The 25,364-nt window shown below is 71.1% G+C and carries 22 protein-coding genes; 11 read left to right on the plus strand and 11 right to left on the minus strand.

Going from position 1 to position 25,364, the window contains the following annotated elements:
* Positions 1–9: 9 nt before the first annotated feature.
* Together ACWEOE_RS01665 and ACWEOE_RS01670 are read right to left on the minus strand one after the other, a co-directional pair.
* On the minus strand, positions 10–633 hold the full coding sequence (locus tag ACWEOE_RS01665; protein WP_452002401.1) for a hypothetical protein: 624 nt from the start codon (positions 631–633) through the stop codon (positions 10–12).
* A 32-nt stretch (positions 634–665) separates the two neighbouring features.
* Positions 666–2,249 (minus strand): dynamin family protein, encoded by a 1,584-nt coding sequence (locus ACWEOE_RS01670; protein ID WP_452002404.1) that lies wholly within the window; start codon positions 2,247–2,249, stop codon positions 666–668.
* Between the two features lie 100 nt (positions 2,250–2,349).
* On the opposite strand from ACWEOE_RS01670, the gene ACWEOE_RS01675 reads away from it, so the two are divergent.
* From ACWEOE_RS01675 to trmB, 6 genes are all read left to right on the plus strand, one after another.
* Positions 2,350–3,564: a sensor histidine kinase gene (locus tag ACWEOE_RS01675; RefSeq protein WP_452003330.1), complete on the plus strand. Its 1,215-nt coding sequence runs from the start codon at positions 2,350–2,352 to the stop codon at positions 3,562–3,564.
* On the plus strand, positions 3,561–4,217 hold the full coding sequence (locus ACWEOE_RS01680) for a response regulator (RefSeq protein WP_452002407.1): 657 nt from the start codon (positions 3,561–3,563) through the stop codon (positions 4,215–4,217). Before ACWEOE_RS01675 ends, ACWEOE_RS01680 begins: the two co-directional genes overlap by 4 nt.
* A 198-nt stretch (positions 4,218–4,415) precedes the next feature.
* Positions 4,416–5,357, plus strand: a complete 942-nt coding sequence (locus tag ACWEOE_RS01685) for an ABC transporter ATP-binding protein (RefSeq protein WP_452002410.1) — start codon at positions 4,416–4,418, stop codon at positions 5,355–5,357.
* Positions 5,358–5,387: 30 nt separating this feature from the next.
* The gene (locus ACWEOE_RS01690; RefSeq protein WP_452002413.1) at positions 5,388–6,137 is read left to right on the plus strand and encodes an ABC transporter permease; all 750 of its coding nucleotides are present in this window, start codon (positions 5,388–5,390) and stop codon (positions 6,135–6,137) included.
* A gap of 521 nt (positions 6,138–6,658) precedes the next feature.
* Complete coding sequence (locus ACWEOE_RS01695) at positions 6,659–7,153, plus strand: hypothetical protein (RefSeq protein ID WP_452002416.1); 495 nt, start codon at positions 6,659–6,661, stop codon at positions 7,151–7,153.
* 20 nt (positions 7,154–7,173) lie between these two features.
* Entirely contained in the window at positions 7,174–7,881 is a 708-nt protein-coding gene (gene trmB, locus ACWEOE_RS01700; RefSeq protein WP_452002418.1) for a tRNA (guanosine(46)-N7)-methyltransferase TrmB, read from the plus strand.
* A 125-nt stretch (positions 7,882–8,006) separates the two neighbouring features.
* Here the strand turns inward: trmB and ACWEOE_RS01705 are convergent, their stop codons facing one another.
* Positions 8,007–10,271 carry an FtsX-like permease family protein gene (locus tag ACWEOE_RS01705; protein ID WP_452002421.1) on the minus strand — a complete coding sequence of 755 codons (2,265 nt, stop codon included), beginning with the start codon at positions 10,269–10,271 and terminating at the stop codon, positions 8,007–8,009.
* A complete protein-coding gene (locus tag ACWEOE_RS01710) occupies positions 10,268–10,978 on the minus strand; it encodes an ABC transporter ATP-binding protein (RefSeq protein ID WP_452002424.1) in 711 nt (236 codons plus the stop codon). Before ACWEOE_RS01710 ends, ACWEOE_RS01705 begins: the two co-directional genes overlap by 4 nt.
* 184 nt (positions 10,979–11,162) lie before the next feature.
* Between ACWEOE_RS01710 and ACWEOE_RS01715 the strand changes: the two genes are divergently transcribed.
* On the plus strand, positions 11,163–12,962 hold the full coding sequence (locus ACWEOE_RS01715) for a sensor histidine kinase (RefSeq protein ID WP_452002426.1): 1,800 nt from the start codon (positions 11,163–11,165) through the stop codon (positions 12,960–12,962).
* Positions 12,959–13,612, plus strand: coding sequence for a response regulator (locus ACWEOE_RS01720; protein WP_452002428.1), 654 nt, complete (start codon positions 12,959–12,961; stop codon positions 13,610–13,612). Before ACWEOE_RS01715 ends, ACWEOE_RS01720 begins: the two co-directional genes overlap by 4 nt.
* A gap of 57 nt (positions 13,613–13,669) precedes the next feature.
* Here the strand turns inward: ACWEOE_RS01720 and ACWEOE_RS01725 are convergent, their stop codons facing one another.
* The gene (locus tag ACWEOE_RS01725) at positions 13,670–14,692 is read right to left on the minus strand and encodes a CHRD domain-containing protein (RefSeq protein WP_452002430.1); all 1,023 of its coding nucleotides are present in this window, start codon (positions 14,690–14,692) and stop codon (positions 13,670–13,672) included.
* 140 nt (positions 14,693–14,832) lie between these two features.
* Here ACWEOE_RS01725 and ACWEOE_RS01730 point away from each other — a divergent pair, with 140 nt between their 5' ends.
* Both ACWEOE_RS01730 and ACWEOE_RS01735 read left to right on the plus strand, forming a co-directional pair.
* Positions 14,833–15,306 carry a COG4315 family predicted lipoprotein gene (locus ACWEOE_RS01730; protein ID WP_452002432.1) on the plus strand — a complete coding sequence of 158 codons (474 nt, stop codon included), beginning with the start codon at positions 14,833–14,835 and terminating at the stop codon, positions 15,304–15,306.
* A 34-nt stretch (positions 15,307–15,340) separates the two neighbouring features.
* Positions 15,341–16,648 carry an amidohydrolase family protein gene (locus ACWEOE_RS01735; protein ID WP_452002435.1) on the plus strand — a complete coding sequence of 436 codons (1,308 nt, stop codon included), beginning with the start codon at positions 15,341–15,343 and terminating at the stop codon, positions 16,646–16,648.
* 114 nt (positions 16,649–16,762) lie between these two features.
* Here ACWEOE_RS01735 and ACWEOE_RS01740 read toward each other — a convergent pair whose 3' ends face one another.
* From ACWEOE_RS01740 to ACWEOE_RS01765, 6 genes are all read right to left on the minus strand, one after another.
* Positions 16,763–17,440, minus strand: coding sequence for an SDR family oxidoreductase (locus tag ACWEOE_RS01740; RefSeq protein ID WP_452002438.1), 678 nt, complete (start codon positions 17,438–17,440; stop codon positions 16,763–16,765).
* A gap of 17 nt (positions 17,441–17,457) precedes the next feature.
* A complete protein-coding gene (locus tag ACWEOE_RS01745; protein ID WP_452002441.1) occupies positions 17,458–19,128 on the minus strand; it encodes a hypothetical protein in 1,671 nt (556 codons plus the stop codon).
* An 86-nt stretch (positions 19,129–19,214) separates the two neighbouring features.
* On the minus strand, positions 19,215–20,684 hold the full coding sequence (locus ACWEOE_RS01750) for a DUF7850 domain-containing protein (protein ID WP_452002444.1): 1,470 nt from the start codon (positions 20,682–20,684) through the stop codon (positions 19,215–19,217).
* A gap of 55 nt (positions 20,685–20,739) precedes the next feature.
* Complete coding sequence (locus ACWEOE_RS01755) at positions 20,740–22,824, minus strand: PhoX family protein (RefSeq protein WP_452002447.1); 2,085 nt, start codon at positions 22,822–22,824, stop codon at positions 20,740–20,742.
* 92 nt (positions 22,825–22,916) lie between these two features.
* Positions 22,917–24,137, minus strand: coding sequence for an MFS transporter (locus ACWEOE_RS01760; protein WP_452002449.1), 1,221 nt, complete (start codon positions 24,135–24,137; stop codon positions 22,917–22,919).
* Entirely contained in the window at positions 24,127–24,603 is a 477-nt protein-coding gene (locus ACWEOE_RS01765; RefSeq protein WP_452002452.1) for a MarR family winged helix-turn-helix transcriptional regulator, read from the minus strand. The genes ACWEOE_RS01760 and ACWEOE_RS01765 overlap by 11 nt, the downstream gene beginning before the upstream one ends.
* A gap of 66 nt (positions 24,604–24,669) precedes the next feature.
* On the opposite strand from ACWEOE_RS01765, the gene ACWEOE_RS01770 reads away from it, so the two are divergent.
* On the plus strand, positions 24,670–25,311 hold the full coding sequence (locus tag ACWEOE_RS01770; protein WP_452002455.1) for an HAD family hydrolase: 642 nt from the start codon (positions 24,670–24,672) through the stop codon (positions 25,309–25,311).
* Positions 25,312–25,364: the final 53 nt, after the last annotated feature.

Consider the following 25,364-nt stretch of genomic DNA (forward strand, 5'->3'; position numbering starts at 1 on the left):
TCTGTGAAATCAGGCGAGCTCGCGGATCACCGTGCGCATCGCGTGCTCCAGCGAAGGCACGTCTTCGGCGAAGCGCGACGACACCAGGATCTGGTCCTCCGCCGTGCGGAGCCAGACGCGGCCCGCGACGGAGATCTCGATGACCGACAGCCGAAAGGGCCGAGCGCGCCGGCCGAGGTCGACCTCGGTCTCGCGCACGAGCTGGCCCAGCCGGTCGCCCGCCACGATCTGGCGGCGGTAGAAGCCCGCGGCGCCCAGCGCGGCGTGCAGCGCCGGCCGGCGGGCCTCCGTGAAGTGGCGCGCGGCGGCCGGGGTGAAGTGCTGGATGGCGAGGTCGATGGCCGACCCGTCGCCGGGGGCGGGGCGGCCGAAGCGGCTTCGGGGCTTCCGCGCGCCTTCACCACGCACGCGCACGAACTCGAGCAGATCCGTCCACCAGTCGGCCCACTGCGCCTGAACGGCGGCGCGGTTGATCGCCGGCGGCACGCGCACGGGCACCGCGGGCTCGACCGGGGGCAGCAGCTGGCCGTCGGCGACGGACAACGCGAGGACGTCCCGGAGGTAAAGAGCGATGTCGATCTCCTGCTCGCTCCCCCAGGACGCCCGCCACGAGGTGGTGTTCTCCAGCCGCACGAAATCCACCCTACGCGTGCGCGCCGACAAACCTAGGGCATGCGGATCTGTTGCCAGATCAGGAAATAGGCCCGGTGCACGACGTGTGCGACGCGGCTTTGCGCGGGCGTTGCGCCGAATGACGCAAAGGACCGCCACCAGCCCGCGCGTTCGAGGGCGTGCGCGGCGAGCTCGGGCCGGGCGGCGCCGGGCAGACCGAGCTGCGCGCCGAGGTCCGCGTTGCTGCCGACGCGCAGCACCTCTTCGGCCAGGTCCTCCGGCATGTCGACGGCGCCGGAGGCCACGAGCGTCAACGCTTCCAGCAACCGCAGCTGGTGTGCTTCCGGTTTGGCGAGCAGCACCTCGATGGCGTCGTGCACGCGCTGGCGCTCGCCCGCGTCGCCTGAGGCGTGGGCCAGCGCGGTCACCGACGCGAGCGCCGCGGCGGCCTTGATCCCGTCGGCGCGCGCGGCGAAGACCACGGCCAGGCGGCGGCGCACGGCGTCGAGGCCCGACGCGTCGAGCAGCACGCGCCGCAGCGCGCCCGCGGTGATGGCCGGCTCGGCGCGGATCGCATCGACCGCGCGGCGCACGCCGTAGAGGTCGAGCTTCTCCAGCAGCCGCAGCCGCACGCCGGCGGGGACGTCGCACTCCCAGCTGGTGAAGATGTCGGCCGAGATGAGCATGGTCTCGAGCACGTCGTCGTCGAGGCCGGCGAGCTGGTGCAACGCGTCGGCGTCGGCCGAGGTGAACCCGCCCGACTCGGCCGACTCGGCGATCAGCCCGATCACCGGCAGCACGTCGGCCACGCGCGGCTTGAGCGTGCTCGCCTGCTTCTCCGCCAGCAGCTTCGCCGCCAGCCAGATGTCACCACCCGAGCCGGCCACGGTCTCGGCGACGATCGTGTCCGCCTTGTTCAGCACCGCGATCGCGTTCACCGGACCGGCCTCGCGGCTCGCGGTGGCGGCGGTGAACGCGGCGAGCGCCTGCTGGTCGTCGGCGCGCACGCCCTGGGTCACCACGTAGAGCACGGCTTCCGCGCCGGCGACGGCGTTGCGCGAGGTGTCGTCGAGGTTGTCCGAACCGGTGTCCTCCTGCGCCGCGCCCAGCAGCTGCTCGGTGCGCGAGACGGACGCGGCGTCGAGCGAGCCCAGGCCCGGGGTGTCGATCACGGTCATGCCCTGCAGCACCGCGTTGGTCAGGTAAGCCTCGAGGTGTGACACCCTCGTGATGTCCACGCCCAGCTCGGCCGGGATCGACCCGTCGGCGGCGAACGGCAGCACCTGCTTCGTGCCGTCGGTGAACACGACCTCGACGCGGTCGACGGTGCCGTACTGGAAGCGGGTGACCAGCCGGGTGCACTCACCGACGTCGGTGGGCGCGACCCGGCGCCCGATCAACGCGTTGACCAGCGTGGACTTGCCTGACTTGATCCGCCCGGCCACGGCCACCTGCAGTGGTGCGGCGAGCCGGCGCTGCACCTCGGCGAACCCGGCGGCGGTGCGCGGCGAGACCTGCGTGGCGAGCCGCCGGCACAGCTGCGCAACCGACATCGACAGTGGGCCCGCGAGGCGACCCGGCTCCGTCACGGCCTCGATCCCCTCTCGTCGGCTGATCGCGCACCGAAATCGTGCCATGCCGAGCCACGGAGAGTGCGACCGACAGTGCTACTGGAGGATGACGCGGCGTGCCCGGCCGCGGACCTAATCTTGACGGGTGCGACGGCTGAGCCTCTGGATGCGTGCCCACCCCATGGCGGGGGACACGCTGCTCGCCGCGCTCCTGCTGTTCCTCGACCTGGTGCTCTACGCCGGCGGCAGCGTCGGGCCCGAGAGCCACCCACCGGCGTGGTTCATCGCTCTGCCGGTCGACGTCGCCATGGTCGCGCCGCTCGTGTTCCGGCGGAAGAACCCGCTGACCTCGGCCTACGTCGTGTACTTCGTCGCCATCGCGCACGCGTCGCTGTCGCTCGGTTTCTCCTCCGTGGCGGCGCTCGCGATGAGCCTGTACTCGATCCTCGTCTACATCGGCCGCAAGCAGGGGCTGGTCTACGTCGGCGCACTCGTGCTGATGACCGCGGTCGAGATCGTCCTCGACACCACGACTCCGTGGCTGGGCAACGCGCTGTTCACCGCCTTCGGCATCGCGCTGTGCTGGACGCTCGGCGAGTTCGTCGGCGCGCGCCGCGCGTACCAGCTGGAGGTGGAAGCCCGCCTGCACCTGCTGGAAACCGAACGTGACCAGGCCACGCGCATCGCCGTGGCCGAGGAACGCGGCCGCATCGCGCGCGAGCTGCACGACGTGGTCGCCCACTCCGTGAGCGTGATGGTGGTGCAGGCCGACGGCGCGGCGCTCGCGCTGCCGACCAACCCCGAGCTGGCCGGGCGGGCCCTGCAGACGATCTCCGAAACCGGCCGCGGCGCCCTCGGCGAGCTGCGCCGGCTGCTCGAAGTGCTGCGCGGCGACAACGGCGACGGCGAGCCCCGCGTGCCCCAGCCCGACGCCAATGCGCTGGGTGAGCTTGCGGAGCGCATGCGCGGCGCCGGCGTTCCCGTGGACCTGCGGGTGGACGACGGCCTCACCGACCTGCCCGCGGGTGTCTCCCTCGGGATCTACCGGATCGTGCAGGAGTCGCTCACCAACACGCTCAAGCACGCCGGCTCGGGCGCGCGCGCCGAGGTGCAGGTGCGGCGCACGACCGAAGGCAAGAACGACACCGTGGAAGTGCTCGTGCGCGACGACGGCGCCGGGCGCGCGCGGCAGCTCGAACAGGTGACGGTGGGTGCCGGAGCGCCGTCGAAGAAGGCCCCGCGACTGCAGGTCGCGGGCGGGAACGGGCTGATCGGAATGCGGGAGCGCGCGAACGTGTACGGCGGGACGCTGGAGGTGGGCCCCGCGCCCGCCGGTGGGTGGCAGGTGCGGGCCGTGCTGCCCGTTAGGTTGGCGCCGTGATCCGAGTGGTGGTCGTGGACGACCAGGAACTGATGCGCGTCGGCTTCCGGATGGTGCTGGGCGCGCAGGCCGACATCGACGTGGTGGGCGAGGCCGGCGACGGCGCGCAGGCGATCAAGCTCGCCGATGAGCTGCGCCCCGACGTCGTGCTCATGGATGTGCGGATGCCCGTGCTCGACGGGGTGGAGGCCACGAAGCAGATCGTCGCCGCCGGTACCGCGCGCGTGCTCGTGATGACGACGTTCGACCTCGACGAGTACGTGTACGCGGCCCTGCAGGGCGGCGCGTCGGGCTTCCTGCTCAAGGACACCCCGCCCGACCACCTCGTGTCGGCGCTGCGGTCCGTCGCTTCGGGCGACGCGGTGGTTTCACCCTCGGTGACGAAGCGGTTGCTCGACCGGTTCGTCGGCGCCGGAGGTTCACCGGTGCGCGACGCGAGCGAGCTCGACGTGCTGACCGACCGCGAACGCGAGGTCCTCGTGCTCATCGCGAAGGGCATGTCGAACCTCGAGATCGCCGAGACACTGTTCCTCTCCGAGGCCACGGTGAAGACGCACGTGGGCCGCATCCTGGCGAAGCTCGATCTGCGCGACCGCGTGCAGGCGGTCGTCCTCGCGTATGAGACCGGACTGGCCCGTCCCGGCCTCGGCTGATCGTTTTCGAGCACCTACGAACACCGAAGTTCAGGGTCGTCTCAGGGGTTTCACCGATCGCACATCCACCGCGGAACCGGTTGGGTACTACTCAGGTCGGGTGAACAGTTCGACCCTCAGGATGACGCCAAGACCGGTCCGGCTCGGTCACGATGTTGCCGGTACACGGCACACAGGCCGTAACAGAGGGAGCAGGGGATGATCGAGGCATCAGGTCTCACCAAGCGCTACGGGCAGACGCTGGCGGTGAACAACCTGTCGTTCAGCGTGGCCGCGGGGAAGGTCACGGGCTTCCTGGGCCCGAACGGCGCCGGCAAGTCCACCACCATGCGCATGATCCTGGGGCTCGACAACCCCACGTCCGGTGAGGTCCGCATCGGGGGCAAGCGGTACCACGACCTGAAGGACCCGCTGCGCACGGTCGGCGCGCTGCTCGACGCGAAGTGGGTGCACCCCAACCGCTCGGCGCGCGCGCACCTGACGTGGATGGCGAAGTCCAACCGCATCCCGGCGTCGCGGGTGGACGAAGTGCTCGACGTCGTGGGTCTCACGACCGTCGCGAACAAGCGGGCCGGCGGGTTCTCGCTCGGCATGTCGCAGCGGCTGGGGATCGCGGGCGCGCTGCTGGGCGACCCGGAGGTGCTGCTGTTCGACGAGCCGGTGAACGGCCTGGACCCCGAGGGCATCCTCTGGATCCGCAAGTTCATGCACCGCCTGGCCGACGACGGTCGCACGGTGTTCGTGTCGAGCCACCTGCTCTCGGAGATGGCGCTGACCGCGAGCGAGCTCGTGGTGATCGGCAAGGGGGAGCTGATCTCGCAGTCGTCCACGGAGGAGTTCGTGGCGCGGGCCGCGGAGAACACCGTGAAGGTGCGCTCGCCGCAGCTGCCCGCCCTGCGCGAGGCCCTGGTGCGTGCGAGCGCCCAGGTGACCGACTCGGGCGAAGCGCTGATCGTTTCCGGAATGGACAGTGCCAAGATCGGCGAGCTCGCGGCATCGGCGAGCATCGTGCTCCACGAGCTGAGCCCGCAGACCGGTTCGCTCGAGCAGGCCTTCATGCAGATCACCGGCGACTCCGTCGAGTACCACACCGGGCTCGAGGCCGAGGCGCAGCAAGCCCTCCAGCCCACCGCCCGCTGACCACTCGTACTTCCCAGGGGAAACAAAGCCATGACTCTGCTCGCGGTTGAACGCATCAAGCTCTTCACCACCCGCTCACCGTGGTGGTGCGCCCTCATCGCCATCGTCCTCACCGCCGGCTTCTCCGCGCTCGTGGCGAGCGCGGCGCCGAGCCAGGCGACCATCGACGTCGCCACGACCCAGTTCGGCTACCAGTTCGGCGTCGCCGTGATCATGGTGCTGGCCGCGCTCTCGGTCACCACCGAATACCGCTTCGGCACGATCCGCACCACGTTCCAGGCCGTGCCGGGCCGCACCTCCGTGCTCGTCGCCAAGGCCACCGTCGTCGCGCTGCTCTCGCTCGTGATCGGGGAGATCGGTGCGTTCGGCGCCTGGGCCCTGGGTTACGCGATCCGGCCGTCGGATGCGCTGGCGCTCGACACCTCGGCCGAGTGGATCAACGTCGCCGGTGTCGGCGTGCTCTTCGCCCTCGCCGCGGTGATCGCGGTGGCGATCGGCATCCTGATCCGCCACAGCGCCGGCGCGATCGCGCTGCTGCTGATCTACGTGCTGGCGGTGGAGAGCCTCGTGCAGCTCATCCCGACCGTCGGCCCGAAGATCCACGAGTGGCTGCCGTTCAACGTCGCCGAGAAGTTCCTCCGCGGCGCCGGCGGGGCGACGCAGGGCCCGCCTCCTTCGGACGCGGTGCTCTCGCAGGGCTGGTCGCTGGCCTACTTCGCGGGCATCGCGGTCGTGCTGCTGGCCATCGCGATCGGCGTCGCGAAGAAGCGCGACGCCTGACGAAAGACCCACCACAGGGACGTTCGGACGGATGCGGCGGGGGCCGAACCGGCTGAACGGGGGAAAGGGGATAGAAGAAAGATCCGGGTCGCCATTCGGGGGGCGACCCGGATCTTTTCGTTCCGGGCCGGGGCGGGGCCGGTTCCGCGCTGCGGTTCCGGTCCGCCGCGATCACATTCCCGTTAATCTGCACGTGCAGATCGGGTGTACACGAGGCAAACGGATTAAGTCGGCGTTAAGACCTTGTGGCTTCTCTCACAGGCAGCGGACATACTGGTTGAGTCACCAGGATATTCCTGGTTGAGTCACCAGGATATTCGAGATCAAGAGCGTGCTCGTCCGTCTCAGCCTCCCGGAGGTGAACCTTGACGGTGGACGCTGGTCGGGGACTCCTGAGTCCCATTCCCTCAGCCCGCAGCGAAGCGGCACTACCGAATCACAGCGAAGCGGCACTACAAGAACGCAGCCGAGAACACAAAGCTGCGCCGAAAATTGCCGCGCCCCAACCGCGGCTCGAGCCGATGCTGGACCTCGAATGGTCGCAGGCGATCGAGCTGCCCCGGTTCGCGCAGCCCGCGATGCGGCCCGGTGATCTCCGTCAGGCGTGGGTGCACCGCGCGGCCGAGGACCTCGTGCTCGCCTTGTACCGCCGGGCCAGCGGCATGCAGGGCCCGGTGCCCGCGCCGTGGTGGCTGCGGGCCGTCGCGGCCGGCTGGCTGGAGTCGCGCGAGCTCGGCTTCCGCATCGAGGACCGGATCCAGCAGCTGCTTTCCCGGCGTCCCGGCTGGGAGTTCGTGCCCTGGGCCGCGGACGGTGAATCGGGCTACTGGGAGTTCATGCCGTCCGAGCGCGGCAAGTCCGGCCACTCGATCCCGACCACGGTCTTGAACACCGACCGCCACCCCGGCTGGATCGACGTGCTGCCCGCCCACACGGGCCCGACGCCGCAGCCGATCGCCGTGTCCGGGCTCGCCGGACTGCGGGCCCGGCTCGGGGAGTTCGAAGCGGTCCGCTGACCCGCCCGTATCTTGTCCGGGTGGAGAACGAGGACCAGCCACGGCTGCGCAGCGTGGTCAGTTATGTCAATCGCGGCGGCCGGATGACCGTCGGCCAGCAGCGGGCCTGGGAGCAACACTGGCCGCGGCTGGGCCGCACGGTCGCCGACCTGCCTGCCGGACCCGTCGACTTCACCGCGTGGTTCGGCCGCGAAGCACCGGTACTGCTGGAGATCGGGTCCGGCATGGGCGAGACGACGTCGCAGCTCGCGGCGGCCGCTCCCGAGCTCAACTACGTGGCCGCCGAGGTCTACGACCCGGGCCTGGGGCAGCTGATGCTGCGCGCGGAGAAGCTCGGCGTCGAGAACCTGCGGCTCATGCACGGCGACGCGGTGATCCTGCTGACCGAGCACGTCGAGCCCGGCGCGCTCGCCGGCGTGCGGCTGTTCTTCCCCGACCCGTGGCCGAAGAAGCGCCACCACAAACGCCGCATCGTGCAGCCCGATTTCGTCGCGCTCGTCGCGTCGCGGCTGGCGTCCGGCGGCACGTTCCACCTGGCGACGGACTGGGAGAACTACGCCGAGCAGATGCTCGAGGTGTGTTCGGCCGAGCCCGCGTTGCGCAACCGCTACGAGGACGAACCGGGCGGCTGGGCGCCGCGGCCCGAATGGCGGCCGCGCACGAAGTTCGAACAGCGTGCCGACGTCGAAGGACGCGAGTCCCACGACCTCATTTTCGAAAAACGCTGAACCGCGAACTGAAAACTCGTAAGAAAAAGGGCCACTGCCGGGTTCCCATCCCCGGCAGTGGCCCTTTTTCTCCCCTTTTTCACCCCCTGCGTCCGCCCGACCCCCGCGAAGGGCGGACCGGCCCGCTACTCGTCGGCCAGTGGTTCCGACTGCACGCGCCGCAGGGCGGGCGTGCAGATCGAGGCTCCGAGCAGCGCCACCCCGACGCCGAGCACGACCGGGGCGAAGATCCACGGGCTGAACACGACGCCGCCTTCGCCGGCCGTGCTGAACAACCCGATCCCGACGAGGATGCCGACCACGCCGGCGCCGATCGTCGCGACGAGCGCGGGCAGCGCCGTCTCCATCCGCAGCGCCCTCGACAGCACCTTCACCGGCGTACCGGCGGCCATCAGGGCACCGAACGTGCGGCGGCGGTCCATGATCGAGCCCGCCGTGGCGACGGCCGCGCTGCAGCCCGCGAGGACACCGGCGGCGACGAGACCGATCACGGTCACCCGGCGCAGGTCCGAAAGCTGCGTCTGCTGGTCGTAGAGGTACTGGTCACGGCTGCCGATCTCCGCGCCGGACGCGGCCGAGACCAGCGCCGTGCGGACGATCTCGCGGTCCGCCGGCGTTGTCGGAGCGATCACGGTCGCCGCCCCCAGCTTCACGCCCGCCGGCACCGCCGCCGGGTCGAGCAGGTACGAGCTGCTCACGTTCTGCGCCATCTTGAACGTGCCTGCGGGCACCTGGCCGAGCGGCCGGCCCGGGTCGGTCGGTTCCGGATCGCCGACCACGCGGTAGTCGGCGGAGTTCAGCTCCTCCGGCGCGTACAGCCCGACCCCGGGCTTGCAGTCGGCCGCGGTGATCCCGAGCCGGGTGAGCCGGGCCGCATCGGTGCACGACATGACCAGCGCCCGCTGGTACGACCGCTGGTCGCCGGTGCCCTGCACGAGGTAGACCTGGCCCACGGAGATCGCGCGTTCCTGCTGGCCGTAGCGCGCCAGCGTGGTGTTGGCGTTCGCCACGACGGCCGCAGTCTTTTCGGGACTGCTGTCGGCGTAGAGCACCGAATCCGCATACGTCCGCCCGCCGCCGGCGAGTGATTCGAACGAGGGCAGCAACGTGAGCGCCATCGAGCCGGTGAAGACCGCGAGCACGATGCCCGCCGTGGCGCGGTAGGCGCCCTTCGGGTCGTCTCGCAGCCGACGTCCGGCCAGCAGCCCCGACGGCCCCCGCCAGCCCCGCACGAACGTGCCGCCGACCGCCGAGGTCACCCACGGCCCGACCACCACCGCCGACGCGACCAGCAGGAACAAGCCCACCAGCACCATGTCGGCCGAGCCGCCGTCGCGGGAGCCGACCACGGCGTAGAGGAAGAACAGGCCCGCCACCGGCAGCACGAGCAGCCGCCACCAGCGCAGGGGTTTCACCGTGTGGCCGCCGGTCGCGAAGAGCGGGTTGCGCAGCACGCGCCGCAGGCCGAGCACACCGGCCAGGACCACGAGAGCCGGGATCGCGACCAGGATGAAGACCGCGAGCGGCACCGGCAGCGAAAAGTCCGAAGCCAGCCACGTGCCGCCACCCCACGGGACGAACGTCGCCAGGCCGCGCAGCGCCGGACTGATCCCGAGGCCGAGCAGGGCCCCGACGCCCGCGGACAGGATCGTTTCCCCGGCGACCATCGACGTGACCTGCCCCGGCGTGGCGCCGGCCAGGCGGATCGCCGCGAGGCGGCGTTCGCGCCGGGCCGCGGTGAGCCGCGCCGACGACGCGACGAGCACCAGGCTCGGCACCAGCAGCACGATGATCCCGACCCACGCCAGCAGCGTGAGCAGCGCATCCGCCTTCGCCTCTCCGCTCGGGAAGGCGCTCACCGGCTGCGCGACAGCCTCCGTCGCCCGTTCCTGCTGCGTGGCCGTGAGCTCCTGCTCACTGTGGCCGACGAGCGCGACGAGCTGCTCCGGGTACTTCAGCGCTTCGTCGCCAAGCGCGGCGATTGGCTTGCCGAAGCGGTCGCCGAGCTGGTTGGCCGGCGTGTTGTTCAGGAGCCGGCCCAGCGCGGGCGACACGAGCGTCTCGCCCGGCCCCGGCAGCTTCGAGATCCCGGCCGGCAGCTTCAGCCCGGCCGTGGAGCCGGTGGCCGCGACGTCGACGCGGGTGATCTCCTGGCCGTTGAAGTAGTCCTTCGAGCCCGTGACGAGCATGACGGGCGTGCCGCTGGTGTCGAAGTTGTAGTACGACTGCCAGATGCCACGCTGTTCGCGCGCCTGCGTCGCGAAGGGCAGCGACGCGAGCAGCAGCACCAGCCCGGTCGCGACCGCGACGCCGACCGCGGTCAGGATCGCCGAGGTGCGCGTCCGCCGGTCGACGCGGAGCACCCGCAGGGCGAGCTTGAGCGAGTTCATACCGCCAGCCTCTTCTGCTCGGTCGCCGCCGCGATCAGGCCGTCGCGGATGGCCACGGTCTTCGGCATCGACTCGGCGAGCTCGCGGTCGTGGGTCACCACGATCACCGCGGCGCCGGACTCGTGCGCGGCACCGAGCAGCGCCTGCATGGTCTCGCGGCCGGTGCGCGTGTCGAGGGCACCGGTGGGCTCGTCGGCGAAGATCACCTTCGGCCGGTGGGTGAGCGCCCGGGCGATGGCCACGCGCTGGGCCTCACCACCGGAGAGCTCGCCCGGCCGGCGGGTTTCCTTGCCGCCCAAGCCGAGGCGCGCCAGCCATTCGCGGCCCGCGGCGACCGACTCGCGCCGGCCCTTGCCCGCGAGCAGCGACGGCAGCGCCACGTTCTCCTCGGCCGTGAGCTCGGAGACGAGCATGCCGGACTGGAAGACGAACCCGAACTCCGTGCGCCGCAGCTCGCTGCGCTTCTTCTCGTTCAGGTTGTCGATCCGCCGGCCCAGGAGGTGGATCTCGCCGCCGTCGGCCCGCAGGATGCCGGCCAGCACGTGCAGCAGCGAGGTCTTGCCGGATCCGGACGGGCCCACGATGGCCACCGCGTCCCGCGGCTGGATGTCGATGTCGATCCCGGCCAGGGCGTACTGCCCGCCGTACCGCTTCACCAGCCCCCGTCCCGACAGCACCGGGCCGGAAGTCCACTGTGGATTGCTCATCCGGAGGTCTCTCCCCTGGTCGTTGATGGTCTTGCTGTGTTGGCACCTACCTTCGCCCGGCGGGCCGGGTGTCCACTTCGGGCAGACGGCCAGTCCGGTGATCACCGGCATCGGCCGATCGGCCGATGCGGCTCGAACCACCTGGCCAAGGTGCGCGCGGCCCGAGATCCTCTACCGTTCGGTTGTGTCCCAAGCTCCGCCGTCTCCGTCCTTCTCCTCGCGCGTGACCGAGGTCGTGCGCCGCCTCGGCATGCCCGTGGTGGTGCTGCTCGCGGCGCTGCTGTTCGACCTCGTGTTCGTGACCGACGCGGCGCTGGACAACCGCGGCCCCCGGTTCGTGGACTTCGCCTTGTTCCCCGGCATCTTCGCGATGGCCGGGTGCGCGATCTGGGCGCGCCGGCGCGCGGCGGTGGCGGCGATGGTCGCGGCTTTCGCACTCGCGTTCTTCACGATCTTCCAGCGCTACCTGCACACGCCGGCGTATTCGAGCGTGCTCGCGAACCTCTCGATCACCGATGTGGTGGCGGGCACCGAGATGGTCTACTACCTCGCCCGCCGGGCTCGTCCGGGTGTCGCGTTCGCGGGCATCTCGTCGCTCGTGGTCGGGGCGCTGATCGCGGTGTTCGGCCGCGACAGCTACGGCGACGTCTCGTCGTCCACGATCTTTTCGGCGATGCTGTTCGGCGCCACCCTGCTCACCGCGGCCGTCGTGATCGGGGTGGCGGGCCGCACGCAGGGCGACGGCAGGCGCGAAGTGCGCGAGCAGCGGCTGCGCAAACTGCGCCGTGTCAACGCGCTGGCCATGGGGCAGTGGCCGCTGATCGTCGCGCTCGCGATCACGCTGCTGTTCGAGTTCGGCTTCACCTACGACGGCGGCGCGTCGGGCTTCCCGATCCTGTTCTGCTCGATCGGGGCGGCGGTGGTGGCGGTGCTTTCGCCACGGCGGCCGGGCGACGCGATGCTCGGCGTGGCCGGGCTGATGCTGCTGTCCTCGCTGGTGATGCCGTTCCTGGGGCTGGGTTACGACTACCAGCTGGCGGGTGGGATCCCGCCGGCGCAGATGGTCGCCGGGATCGGCGTGGTGGTGAACCTGGTCCGCGCCGTGCCGCTGGTGAAGGCGTGGCCGCGCATCGTCGTGCTGTCGGCCGTGGTGGCGGTCGGGACGATCCTGAACACGCGCCGGTCGAGCTTCCACCCGCTCACCGATCCGCAGGAAATCGGCTCGTTCGCGGTGGGCGCGGCGCTGGTGCTCGGCATCGCCATCGCGGTCGGCATGTTCCTGCGGTCGCGCGATTCCGAGCGCACGCAGGTGATGAAGGCCGCGGTCACCGACGCCCAGACCACCGAGCGGATGGCGCTCGCACGCGAGCTGCACGACGTGGTGGCCCACCACGTCACCGGCATCGTGGTGCAGGCCCAGGCCGCGCGGATGATGGGGGAGAAGAACCCGCAGCTCGCACTCGAAGCCATGGGCCGCATCGAGGACGCCGGCACCGAAGCACTCGCGGCAATGCGTCGGCTCGTGCGCAGCATGCGGGGCGACGCCCCCGCCGGTGCGAGTGACCTGAGCGAGCAAGCGACCACCGATCTCGACGCCGACCTGCGCAAACTCGTCGACGGCGCCAACCACGGCGTGAGGACGACGCTGGTGCTCGACCTGCCGGCGAACCTGCCGCACGAGGTCGGCCGCTCGGCGCTGCGGCTGGTGCAGGAGTCGCTCACCAACGTCGGCAAGCACGCGTCCGGCGCCACCGAAGCGCTGGTGCACGCCGAGGTCACCGGCCGCGAGCTGCACCTGCAGGTGCGCGACGACGGCCGCGAACAGGCTCACCGACCGGCCGGTGGATCAGGCGGCTACGGTCTGGTCGGCATGCGCGAGCGCGTCGCCCTGCTGCACGGCCGGCTCACGGCCGGGCGCGGGCCCGACGGCGGCTGGCGCGTGGAAGCTTGGCTGCCACTCGAGGCGAACGGGGATGACGGGTGATCCGGGTACTGATCGCGGACGACCAGGAGATGGTGCGGATGGGTTTCCGCATGATCCTGGACGCGCAGGACGACATCGAGGTGGTGGCCGACGTCGCCGACGGCGTCTCGGCCGTCACCAAGGCGCGCGAGCTGCGCCCCGACGTCTGCCTGCTCGACATCCGCATGCCGGGCCTCGACGGCCTGGAGGTCACGCGGCAGCTCGCCGGCCCGGACGTGACCGACCCGCTGAAGGTCGTGGTCGTGACCACGTTCGACCTCGACGAGTACGTGCACACCGCGCTGCGCAACGGCGCCAGCGGCTTCCTGCTCAAGGACGCCGGCCCGGCGCTGCTCATCGAGGCCATCCGCGCCGCCGAACGCGGCGACGCACTGGTGTCGCCGCAGATCACCGTGCGCCTGCTCAAGCACTTCGACGGCGGCAACGGGCACAAGCGTGACGTGCGCCCGCCGACCGAACCGCTCACCGCGCGTGAGCTCGACGTGGTGAAGGCCGCCGCTCGCGGCCTCACGAACACTGAGATCGGCGCTGAGCTGTACCTGTCGCTGTCCACGGTGAAGACGCACCTCGCGTCGGTGCAGGGCAAGGTCGGGGCGCGCAACCGCGTGGAGATCGCCGCGTGGGCGTGGCGCAGCGGAGTCGTGGACTGAGGCTCGACGAAAGCAGGGGGCGGCTGGTGTGCCGGCCCCCTGCTTTGTGCTGTCGGCTCAGAACAGCTGGCCGCGCGCGGCGCCACCGGGGAACTTGGCGTCGTGCAGGTTCGCGTAGTAGGACAGCGGGTGCTGCTTGATGTCCTTCACCAGCGCGGAGTCGAGGCCGGTCACGGTGCCGGACAAGGCGAACACGCCCGCGGGCACGGTCGTGCCGACCAGCGGTACTACCACGGCGCCGTTCTTGCCGAAGTTGCCCTTGTGGATGTGGGCGAGCGTCGGCTGGAAACCGAACCAGGCGAAGGAGTACTGCACGCTCGTGCCGGTGGGGCGGATGAAGGCGACGGCGTTGGCCTCGGGGTCACCGGCCTTCGGCTCACCCGGGGCGGCCTTGACCTCCTGGCTGCCGGACATGAACGCGTGCAGGCCACCGCCCTGCAGCAGCTTCAGCATGTCCGGGGTGGACTTGAGCGGGCTGAGCTGACCACGCACGGCACCGCCGGGGAACTTCTCGGTGTGCAGGTTGAGGTAGAAGTTCGCCGGGTTCTTGCGCAGGCCGTCGGCCGTGGCCTGGTCGGTGATCGTGGCGGTACCGGCGGCCGCGGTCGCGGTGGCGGGCATCGCGGTGCCGAACAGGGGCACCTTCACGTCGCCGTTCACGCCGGCGGCGCCTTCGTGGATGTGGCCGAGGGTGGGGGCGGTGATGCCCTTCCAGGAGAACGCGTAGGTGACTTTGTTGCCCTGCACCTCGATGATGCCGGTGGCGCTGCCGTTCGGGTCGCCGACGGCGGGCTTGCCGGCCACGGGCACCTCGTTGGCGCCGGTGAGCTTGGCCTGCAGGAAGATCGGCTTCTGCTGCGAGCGCTGGATGGCCGCGGACAGGCTGGCCGGCTTCTGCGCCGGAGCGGCCATGCCCTGGCCGGACATGTCCATCCCGGGCATGTCCATGGTCATGCCGCTCATCCCGGGCATGTCCGGGGTGGTCGGGGTGCCGGGCATCGGGCTGGCCGTGGCGGTGACGGCGCCGAGCAGGCCGAGGCCGGCGGTCAGTGCGGCCAGTGCCGCGATTCGTGCACGCATGGGTTCGTCCCTTTCACATCGGATTCGCAAACCGACACGGAACCCGGGGCCGGGCGGTTCAGGAAAAAATCGCACTGAACCGTTTTGGCGCGAGCGCCGTGTCTCGTCCGAATTCGCTGTCCTCGCCCACTGGAGTTCTCATGCGCGTCTCGATCGTCCTGGCCGGTGCCGTCCTGCTCGGCACCCTCGCTGCCTGCGGAAGTACCTCCACCAACGGTTCCGCGTCCCAAGGTTCGGCTCCCGCCACCACGGCCTCGTCGGGGGACGTGAAGATCGGCCAGTCGAGCATCGGCCCCATTCTCACGGATTCTTCAGGACGGACCCTTTATGCCTTCGCCGATGACGTTTCGGGCACCAGCACGTGCCAAGACGATTGTCTCGCCTCGTGGCCCGCGCTGACCGGCGACAAGGATTTCCACGCCGGTGCGGGCGCTGACCAGAAACTGCTCACGGCGACCGAACGCTCGCCGGGCGTTGAGCAGGCGAAGTACGGGAAGTGGCCGCTGTACTTCTACGTCGGTGACCAGGGCCCGGGTGACATCGACGGCCAGGGCGTGGACAACGTCTGGTTCGCCGTGGGCGCCGACGGCAAGCTGATCAAGAAGACACCCTGACCACGGCTGTCTGGCACGCCCGTACTATCTCGGCATGTCGCACCGCTTCCACGCGCCCGTCGTTCTGCCCGCCGACCCTGCCTGCTCGCTGCTGCGCGACGCCGTCGTGGACGTCGACGACAGCGGCCGGATCACGTTCGTGGGGCCGGTGGCCGAGGCGCCCGAGTTCGCCGGTGAGGTGACGCGCCTCGGCGGGATCCTGCTGCCCGGCCTGGTCAACACCCACGCGCACAGCCCCATGACGCTCCTGCGCGGCATGGGTGGTGACCTCCCGCTGCTGCGGTGGCTGCGCGAGATCATCTGGCCGACCGAGGCGAAGCTGCGCCCGGAGGACGTGCGCACCGGCATGCTGCTGGGCTCGGTCGAGATGCTGCGCCACGGCGTCACGACCAGCGCCGAGATGTACTTCGAGGGCGAGCAGGTCGTGGACGCCGTGCTCGCGACCGGCGGGCGCGTGCTCGTGGCGCCGCCGGTGATCGAGCTGCCGGGGCTGGACTGGCGCACGTCGCTGGCGGCCATCGACCGCTGGATCGACACCGACGGCCTGCGCTTCGGCCCCGGCGACCGCATCGAGCTCGGCTACGGCCCGCACTCGGCCTACATGCTCAACCCCGAGGGCCTGCGCGCCACCGCGGAATCGGCGGCCGCGCGCGGCGCCCTGGTGCAGATCCACGTCGCCGAGGCCGCGAACGAGGACCTCGACCAGCGCGCGGCGTACGGCTCGGTGCCGGCGCTGCTCGAGTCGCTCGGCGTGTTCGCCGGGCGCACCCTCGCCGCGCACGCCATCCACCTCTCCGACGAGGACATCGCCCTCTTCGCCGCCCGCGGCGTCGGCATGGCCCACTGCCCGGGCTCGAACGCGAAGCTCGCGTCGGGCATCGCGCGCATCCGCGACCTGCGCGCGGCCGGCGTCGCCGTGGGCCTCGGCACCGACGGCCCCGCGTCCAACGACGACATCGACCTGTGGGAAGAGCTCCAGCTCACGGCCATGCTCGCCCGCCTGGCCACCAACGACTCCACCGTGCTCACCGCCGCCGACGTCTTCGTGATGGCCACCCGCGGCGGCGCCGAGGCACTGGGCCGCCCCGACATCGGCGCCCTCGAACCCGGCCGCTGGGCCGACCTCGTCCACGTCGACCTCGACGACCCGGCCTTCGCCGCGGGCCTCGACGTGCCCGACGAGCAGCTCCTGTCGAACCTCGTGTGGGCCGCGGGCTCCCGCCGCGTGCGCGACGTGTGGGTGGCGGGCGAGCAGGTCGTCGCGGACGCGGAGCCGACGCGGGTGGACCGGGCGAAGATCCAGGCGTCGGTCGCGGACACGGCGGCTCGGTTGCGCGCCTGACGCAGGACCGGCCGGGGGTCGGCGCGCGAGCCACAAGCCGGCAGTGCTCGGCTGTGCGGCCAACGCCCTGGTCGAACCGGTCGGCGCGCGCTGCGGCGGCGCGCCCGAGGAGGGTCAGCGGGGCCGGAGGATCACTTCCGTCAGGTGCGCCTCCGGGCTCGCGCTCACCGCGGTGACCACGGCGGTCGCCACGGAGTCCGGACGGAGGAAGCGCGCCGGGTCGTACGTGCCGCCCTCGCGGGCGACGACGGCGCGCTGCATGTCGGTGTCGGTGCGGCCCGGGTAGACGGTGGTGACGCGGAGGTCGGGTTCCTCGTCGCGCAGGGCGTCGGCGAGGGCGCGGGCGGCGAACTTCGAGGCGGCGTACGGGCCCCAGCCCGCGCGGGACGTGCGGCCCGAGCCGGAGTTGATCACGACGACGTGGCCGCGGGCGGCGCGCAGAGCGGGCAGCAGCAGGCGCGTCAGCTCGGCGACGGCGACCACGTTGACCTCGAAACTCTCTCGCCAATCCGAAGCGGTGGCCTCGGCGATCGTGCCGAGGCGGGCCGCGCCGGCGGAGTGGACGAGGACGTCGAGACGCTCGATCTGCGCGGCCGCGGCCGCCAGCGCGGCGCCGTCGGTCAGGTCGACCCGCCACGGCGAAGCACCCGGCAGGTCGGCGGCCACCTTTTCGAGCGCGGCCTCGTCGCGGCCGCCGAGCAGGAGGCGGTGCGTGGGGGCGAGCTGGTGGGCGACGGCGGCGCCGATGCCACGCGAGGCACCGGTGACCAGGGCGAGCGGAAGATCGGTCATGCGATCCACCGTAAGCGTCAGCAGGACGCCGCCGCGCGGGGGTCGCGGTCGAACCGGATGCCCGTGCGGCTGAAGGACCCGGCGAAGTTGTCGACAAAGCGACCGAACGTCAGCGGGCTGCGCGTGGACGTCAGCACGTCCTGCGCGCCCGGGCAGCGCAGGGCCTGCCGCGCGGCCTCGATCTCGGCCGGGGTGAACACGTGCATCCGGCCGTCGGTGGCGACGTCTCCGCGGCCCGCGTCGGCGATCTCCCACGCGGCGGTGAGCCACTTCGAGTGGCCGGGCCGGCCGCCGGGGATCGACGTGGAGTGCGAACCGAGGTCACTGGCCAGGCCGTAGCCGTCGTGCACGCGGACGTCGAGCGACACCAGGTTGCTGATCGCACCCATGCTGTCGGCCGCGAGCGTGACGTAGGGCCGGTCCGTGGGGAAGTGGTACCAGCGCCGTTCCCCGTAGCTGTAGACCAGCACGGCCGGCGCCCGCGTCGCATCGGTGACCTCGACGGCCGCGCGCATCACCGGCTCGTGCAGGAAATCCGACGCCAGCACGGGGTGCTCGTGCCCCGTCACCCACGACCAGTACGCGCGCTCGTCGGTCACGCCGACCGCCGCGTGCTGGTTCGCGTACGGCACCCGCAGCCACCCCGCCGCGGCCACCGACCACACGGCGACGCCCGCCAGCAGCGCGAACGTCCGGCGCGTGAGCGGCAGCGCCATCACCGGCAGGAGCAGCGCGAACAACGCGGGCAGCAGCATCCGCCCGTGCATGAAGTCCCCGCCGACGCGCACCACGTACGCCGCCAGCAGCACCGCGCCGGCCACCGGCGCGAGCGTGAGCACGCGCCCCCTGCGGCTCAGGAACGCCGCGACCGCGAGCACCGGGAGCACCAGCCAGAGGTAGTACGGGTCGATGAGGTCGAGCAGGTAGTCGAACCCGCGCGCCCAATTGCTCGTGCCCGCCTCCTTGGCCAGCGCGGTGTTCGGCACGAGCAAGCCGTAGTACCCCATCCGGAACACCTGGTACGCCACCGGCAGCGCCACGCCGACCCCGAGCCAGCCCAGGCCCGCGAGCACCTTCGGCCGCCGCAGCAGCACGAGTGCCGCGAACGCGACGATGCTGAACAGCGCCAGGTCCGGCCGCACCAGCACCCCGAGCCCGATCACGAACGCCGTGGTCCTGGGCGCCTTGCCGCGCACCAGAAGCCACCACGTCAGGCCGATCCACAGCAGCGCCAGGCCGGTCTCGAGCCCGGACGTCGCGAAATCCCGGAACGGCGGCAGCGCACACACGATCAGCGCACCGGCCGGCACGACCGGACTGTCGTACAGGCGACGCGCCCCGTCCATCGCGAAGAACAGCCCGCCGACAGCGCAGACCAGGCCGGTGCCGACCGAAAGCCATTCGAGCGCCGGGCCTGGAATCGTGCCGAGGCCGGCCAGCAGCCAGGTCCACAACGGGCTGGTGCTGGCTTCCACGCGCTCGCCGACGTTGAACACGGGCCCGTGACCGGCGAGGATCTGCCTGACCGTGCGCAGCACGAGCAACCCGTCGTCGGACATCCAGCGGCGGCGCCACGAGAGGTACGCGTAGAGCGCCAGCGTCGCGAAGGTCAGCCAGGTGGTGGGGGACCTCAGCCACGGCGTGGACGCCGCCACGGATTTCGTGGTGGCGGTGGTGGCTGTGGTCATGGCCCCTCTCCCCGGCTGGCTTCACCCAGTCTCGCATCCGGGGGAACGCCCGGCTCGCGCGCTGGTCGCGGCGATGCCGTGCGGGTTCAGCCGGCTGGAGTCGGAGGTGCTGAGGTAGCCGGGGTTTCCGGAGGCGTCGGCGTTGAAGAAGACGAAGGCGGTTCCGGCGGGGCCGGAGGAGCACTGGGCGACGGCGAGGGTGCCGGGGGCGGCGGAGGAGGCGGCGGTGCCAGCCCCAGGTCCGCGTTCACGTTGTCGTGCGTGGAGCCGCCCAGCGTGAACGCCGAGGTGCAGCCCGACGCCGGGTCGACATCGGAGTCCTTCGCCGCGTCACCGGCCGCCCGCTTGGTCACCGTGAGCCCGTCCGGCAGCTTCGTCACGTCGAAGCAGACCTGGTACGTGCCGTCCTTGCGCTTGTCGAACAGGTACGAGCCGTCCGCCGCGGTTTTCGTGGTGCCCAGCGTGCCGCCGGCGCCGTCCTTGAGCGTCACGGGGATGTCGGCGACGCCGGGCTCACCGTCGTCCTGCAGGCCGTTGCGGTCGGTGTCGCGCCACACGCGGTCGCCGATCCTGTCGATCAGCGGCAGCGGCGTGACCGTGATCGACGCGGTGGCCGACTGGTCGGCCAGCGTGCCGCTCGGCGAGGTGACGCCGGTGATCCGCACCTTGTTCACGTGGCCGGTGTCGTTCTCCGCCAGGTTCGGGTGGTCGCACGTGACCGCGTTGGACTTGCCGGGCGCCAGGTCGAACGCGCCCGGCAGCGACGAGCACCACGAGTCCTTCAGCAGCACACCCGTGAGTGCCAGCGAACCCGAGTTCGTGACGGTCGTGCGATAGTGCGCGGTCTCGCCCGCCGGGATGGTCGCCGACGGACCCCACGCGCCGGTCTGCGGGTTCTGCACCTCTTCCTTCACCGTGTACGCGGCGAGTTGCAGGTTCACGCAGTCCCACATCACCCAGTTGCGGTTGGTGGTCGCGAAGAACACCACCGACGTGGTCCTGTCCGGCGCCGTCACCGCCGGCAGGTCCTGGCGCGCGAGCCTGCCGTCGGACCCGACGTCGTGGGTCACGTTCTGCGATTTCTCCAGCAGGGTGCGACCGGTGGAATCCGTGAAGCGAAGGCCGGTCGACTGCGCGTTGGCGCGGTCGGACAGCGCCGAGCCGACGGAACCGGTCGAGGCCGAGAGCGTGTAGATGCTCCCCGGCGCCGCGGGCAGGGTCTGGGTGGCGGAGCTGACGCGGCCGTCGGGGGTCTGGATCTGGGCGTTGACCCGGCCGTCTGAGGCGTGCGCCGTGTCGGTGACGAGCTTCGGCAGCTTGTCCGGCGGCGTGCTGCGCGGCACGGGCGCGGCTGGCGAGAACACGTACCCGGTCGGCTGGCCGCCCGGCGTCGAAGCCTGCTCCACACTCGGGTTCGGCGCCACCCCGCCGCACGCGGGGGTGTCCGCAGCGGGGGCGGATCCGGGTAGGACGACGACGAGCGCGCCCGCCAGCACCAAGGTGCAGGCCGACGCGCCCGCCGTCCGTCCGATCGCGACTCTTCCCACCCGCCTCACGCCTCGAAGCTATTACTCCGCACGGGTTCGGCGCAGCGAAAGCCACTCCAAAGAGTTACCGCACGCCGATCCGGCCGGCGAGCCCGAAGCGCCCCTTCCGCCACACCGAAACGATCGCCGGCCGCGGCTGCGTCGTGCCGCCGTCGGGCCAGTGCGACGACGGGTTCGCCGAGCCGGCCGCGTTCTCGCCGGGGTGCTGCACGGCGACGAGCACCAGGTGGTCGGTCACGACCGGGCCGCACGTCTCCGCGCCCACCGGCACGGACAGGAACTGCTTCACATGCCCGCGTTCGGGCCCTGACACGGGGACGGAGAACAGGCCGTCGTTGGCGCCGAGCGTGTTGCCGTCGGTCGAGATCCACAGGTTGCCGTGCGGGTCGAAGGCGACGTTGTCCGGGCACGAGATCGGGCTGACCTGGTTCTTCGGGAAGCCGCCGAAGTACGTGTCGGCCGTGGCCGGGTCGCCGCAGACCAGCAGCAGGCGCCACGCGAACCGCGTCGACGCCGAATCGCCGCGTGCTTCTTCCCACTCCAGCACGTGGCCGTTCTTGTTGGCGACGCGCGGGTTCGCCTCGTCGACGCCCGCCTTGCCGGCCGCACCGCGGTCGGTGTTGTTGGTCAGAGCCGCGTAGATCCGGCCGTTCACGGGATTGGGCTCGATGTCCTCGGGCCGGTCCATCTTCGTGGCGCCAGCCCTGTCGGCGGCCTGGCGCGTGAAGACGTACACCTCTTCGGCGGTGAATCCGTCCACATAGGACTTGTTGCCGCTCGCCAGGGGAATCCACTCGCCGGCGCCGTCGAACTCGCCGTCGGCCGGGAGTTTGCCGGTACCGTCGATCTCCGCGGCCGGGCTGTCACCGGTGAACTTCGCGACGTAGAGCGTGCCGTCGTCGAGCAGCGCCGAGTTGTGGCGGCGGGCCAGAGCCGACGTGCCCTTCTTGTACTTGCCCTTCGACACGAACTTGTAGATGTACTCGAACCGCTCGTCGTCACCGGAATACACGGCGACGCGACCGTCGGCGGTGATCTTCACGTTCGCTGCCTCGTGCTTGAACCGCCCGAGCGCGGTGTGCTTGATCGGCGTGGAGTGCGGGTCGTTCGGGTCGATCTCCACGACCCAGCCGAAGCGGTTGGGCTCGTTGGGCTCGCGCGCGACGTCCCAGCGCTTGTCGAACCGCTCCCACTTGCGCGTGCTCTCACCGGTGCCGATCACGTACCGCTTGAGCCGCGCGGCCTGCACCGGATCGGTCACCTTGTCCGCGTTGGCGAAGTACTGGTGGAAGTTCTCTTCACCCGAAAGCACGGTGCCCCACGGCGTGACGCCGCCGGCGCAGTTGTTCTGCGTGCCGCGCACACGCTTGCCCGACGGATCGGTCGAGGTCTTCAGGTACTTCGAGCCGGCCGCCGGGCCGCGGACCTCGAAGATCGTGTCGAGCGTGATCCGGCGGTTGAGCGGGCTCGGGATCGTGCGCAGCGCGCCGCCGATCGGGTCGCGCAGGGTCTGCACCACGGACAGGCCGTGGGCGGCCCACGCGATCTTCACCTGCTCTTCGGTCGGGTTGGCCGGGTCGTACTGGTCGGCCGGGAACAGGTGCACCTCGGTGGTGTACTCGTGGTTGACCACGAGCAAGTTGCGCAGTCCCAGGGGATCCTGCGGGATCAGGCCGACGAAGTCGTTGTTGTAGCCGAACTGCTTCGCCTGCGCGGCCGCGGTCTGCTTGCGGAAGTCGAACTTCGGCGCACCCGGCACCACGGCGTCGCCCCAGCGGATCACCACGTGCTGGTCGTAGCCCTCGGGGATGCTCACGCGGTCGAGCTTGTCGGGCGCCACGGCGTCGAAGTCGGTGCCGGGCACCGGCCGCGGGTGAGCGCCGCCGGAGAAGCCACGGCTCGCGGGGGCCGCGGCCGCCGTGCCCGACAGGGCTGCGAAGCCACCGGCCGCGGCGGCCATCACGGCGCCGGCCTTGAACACACCGCGCCGCGAGACGCTCTTCGCGACATCGCCGAAGTACTCGTTGCCCGAGGGGTTCGGCGCTTCGTGCGAGCACGCGTTTCCGCAGCGGTATTCGCAGGTCAGGGGAGAACGGCCGCCGGGGTGAGTGGCGAACAACGGCAGCAGCCGCCCGCGTTCCGTGGACACAGGGCCTCCAGGTCGCTTCAGGAAGGGAACAAAGCGACCATATGCGGCCAAAACGGATCAGAAGGTGAACACCAGATGTATTCGCCCTGGGTTCAGAGCTCCTCTTCGCCCACCAACGCGGCTTCCTTCGGCACCACGTGCGGGTCGGCCTGCTTCTCCCGCAACGACAGCAGCACCGCGGCGACGACGCACAGCGCGGCCGCGATCACGAACGGCCCCTGCTCCCAGCCGAGCCAGTCGGCGACGTGCCCCACGAGCGTGGCCGCGACGGCCCCACCGAGCCACCGGCAGAAGTTGTAACCCGCGCTCGCGACCGGGCGCGGCGCGTCGCTGATCGACATCGCGGTGCCGGTGAACAGCGTGTTCAGCAGACCCGAAACCAAGCCGGACAACACGATGCCGACGACCACGACGGGCTTGCTGGGCACCGCCAGCACCAGCATCAGCACCGTGTAGCCGACCACGGCGAGCGCCGCCGCGTGCCGTTCGCCGAAGCGCGCGGCGAGTTTCGGCGCCAGTGCCACACCGGCCACGGCCACGCACAGGCCCCAGCCGCAGAAGATCAGCCCGACGGCGATCGCGTTCCAGCCCAGCACGAACGGCGACCAGGCCAGCACGGCGAAGAACGCCGCCGTGTACAGCGCCGAAGCGACCGAAGTCCGCAGCAGACCGGGGTGCCGCAGCGCGCGGATCGGGTCGAGCAGCTTGACCGGGTCGCGCTTTTCGTGCGAGTCGCTCTTCAGGAACACCGAGCACAGCACGAGCGCACCCGCCATCAGCACTGCCGTGCCCAGAAACGGGCCGCGCCACGAGATCGTGCCGAGCAGCGCGCCCAGCAGCGGGCCCACCGACAGACCGACACCCAACGCCGCCTCGTACAACAGGATCGCGCCCGACTGCCCGCCCGTGGCGGCGCCGACGATCACCGAAAGCGCGGTGGCGATGAAAAACGCGTTGCCGAGCCCCCACAACGCGCGCAGGCCCACGAGCTGCTCGATCGACCCGGCCGCGGCGCACAGCGCGGTCGCGGCGACGATCAACGTCAGCCCCACGATCACGGTGCGCTTGGCACCGAAGCGCGCGGACATCGAGCCGGTGAACAGCATCGCGATCACCTGCACGCCGAGGTACGACGTGAACAGCAGCGTGACCTGCGACGGCGACGCGTTCAGGCCCTTGGCGATCGACAGCAGGATCGGGTCGACCAGGCCGATGCCCATGAACGCGATGACCGCGGCGAACGCCGTGATCCACACTTGCTTGGGCTGGCCCTTGATCGCGTCCAGCAGACTCGAGTGGTGCTCAGCGCTCATCGCGAATCAGTTCCTCCTCGCTCTTTTTCCCCGGTACGACGTGGAAATCGCTGATCAGCTTGCCGAGCGCGGGCAGGGCGGCGTCGATCGCCGCGCGCTCCTCGTCCGTCAGCTGCAGCAGCCGTTCCCGCATCTGCGCTTCGCGGCCGGCGACGAGCTCGGCGTAGAAGCGCTCGCCCTCCCGCGTGGCTTCGACCAGCACGGCCCGCCCGTCGTCCGGGTCGGGACGGCGGACCACGAGCCCGAGCCGCTCCAGCCGCCCGACGACATCGGTCATCGACGGCATGCGCACGCCTTCCAGCTGGGCCAGCCGGCTCATGCGGCCGGGTCCGACCCGCACCAGCTCGGACAGCACCGAGCCTTGCGTGGGCGTCAACGTCTGCGAAGTCTCGCGGCGCACCAGGTAGTAGAGCCGGAACACGACCGGCCACAGGCGGTGCGCGAGATCCACGATTCCGGAGGTCACTTAGCCAGGCTAACAAATTTAGTTAGGGTGGCGAAGTAATTCGCCTCACAGACTAGGCTCTACCCCATGGACGCGGTGATCTTCGACCTCGACGGCGTACTGGTGGACTCCGAGAAGACGTGGGACGAGGTGCGCCGCAAGGTCGTCGCCGACCACGGTGGCACCTGGCTCCCCGAAGCAACCCGGGCGCAGCAGGGCATGAGCACCCCCGAGTGGGCGCAGTACCTGGTGGAATCCCTGGGCGCACAGCTGACCCCGGATGGGATCGCGCGCCTCGTGATCACCCGGATGGCCGAGCGCTACGCCTCGGGCCCACCCGTGATCGACGGCGCGCCCGAGGTGGTGCGTGCCGTCGCCCGCCGTTATCCGGTGGCGATCGCGAGCTCGTCGCCGCCGGTGCTGATCCAGGCGTTCCTGCAGGCGTGCGACCTCACGTCGCTGGTGCCCGTGGCGGTGTCGAGCGAGGAGGTCGGCGGCGGCAAACCCGCACCCGACGTCTACCTGCGCGCAGCGAAGCTGCTGAACGTGCCGGCCGCGTCGTGCGCCGCCGTGGAGGACTCGACCAACGGGCTGAAGGCGGCGCTGGCGGCGGAAATGGCCGTGTACGCGGTACCGAACCCGCACTTCCCGCCGGACCCGGCGGTGCTGGCGCAGACCACCGCCGTGGTGCGTGACATCAACGAACTGCCGGCGGCGCTGGGCCTTTAGCAGTCTCCCAGCAGACGGCGCAGGGCTCCCCGGCGAACCGAGGAGCCCTGCCA

Source organism: Amycolatopsis sp. NPDC004368, from assembly GCF_053602515.1.

What these genes read in the sequence shown, in the direction of transcription:
- ACWEOE_RS01670 (WP_452002404.1), bottom strand. Translation starts at nt 2,249, where the DNA reads ATGGCACGATTTCGGTGCGCGATCAGCCGACGAGAGGGGATCGAGGCC.
- ACWEOE_RS01675 (WP_452003330.1), top strand. Translation starts at nt 2,350, where the DNA reads ATGCGTGCCCACCCCATGGCGGGGGACACGCTGCTCGCCGCGCTCCTG.
- ACWEOE_RS01685 (WP_452002410.1), top strand. Translation starts at nt 4,416, where the DNA reads ATGATCGAGGCATCAGGTCTCACCAAGCGCTACGGGCAGACGCTGGCG.
- ACWEOE_RS01690 (WP_452002413.1), top strand. Translation starts at nt 5,388, where the DNA reads ATGACTCTGCTCGCGGTTGAACGCATCAAGCTCTTCACCACCCGCTCA.
- ACWEOE_RS01695 (WP_452002416.1), top strand. Translation starts at nt 6,659, where the DNA reads ATGCTGGACCTCGAATGGTCGCAGGCGATCGAGCTGCCCCGGTTCGCG.
- ACWEOE_RS01705 (WP_452002421.1), bottom strand. Translation starts at nt 10,271, where the DNA reads ATGAACTCGCTCAAGCTCGCCCTGCGGGTGCTCCGCGTCGACCGGCGG.
- ACWEOE_RS01710 (WP_452002424.1), bottom strand. Translation starts at nt 10,978, where the DNA reads ATGAGCAATCCACAGTGGACTTCCGGCCCGGTGCTGTCGGGACGGGGG.
- ACWEOE_RS01725 (WP_452002430.1), bottom strand. Translation starts at nt 14,692, where the DNA reads ATGCGTGCACGAATCGCGGCACTGGCCGCACTGACCGCCGGCCTCGGC.
- ACWEOE_RS01730 (WP_452002432.1), top strand. Translation starts at nt 14,833, where the DNA reads ATGCGCGTCTCGATCGTCCTGGCCGGTGCCGTCCTGCTCGGCACCCTC.
- ACWEOE_RS01735 (WP_452002435.1), top strand. Translation starts at nt 15,341, where the DNA reads ATGTCGCACCGCTTCCACGCGCCCGTCGTTCTGCCCGCCGACCCTGCC.
- ACWEOE_RS01740 (WP_452002438.1), bottom strand. Translation starts at nt 17,440, where the DNA reads ATGACCGATCTTCCGCTCGCCCTGGTCACCGGTGCCTCGCGTGGCATC.
- ACWEOE_RS01745 (WP_452002441.1), bottom strand. Translation starts at nt 19,128, where the DNA reads ATGACCACAGCCACCACCGCCACCACGAAATCCGTGGCGGCGTCCACG.
- ACWEOE_RS01760 (WP_452002449.1), bottom strand. Translation starts at nt 24,137, where the DNA reads ATGAGCGCTGAGCACCACTCGAGTCTGCTGGACGCGATCAAGGGCCAG.
- ACWEOE_RS01770 (WP_452002455.1), top strand. Translation starts at nt 24,670, where the DNA reads ATGGACGCGGTGATCTTCGACCTCGACGGCGTACTGGTGGACTCCGAG.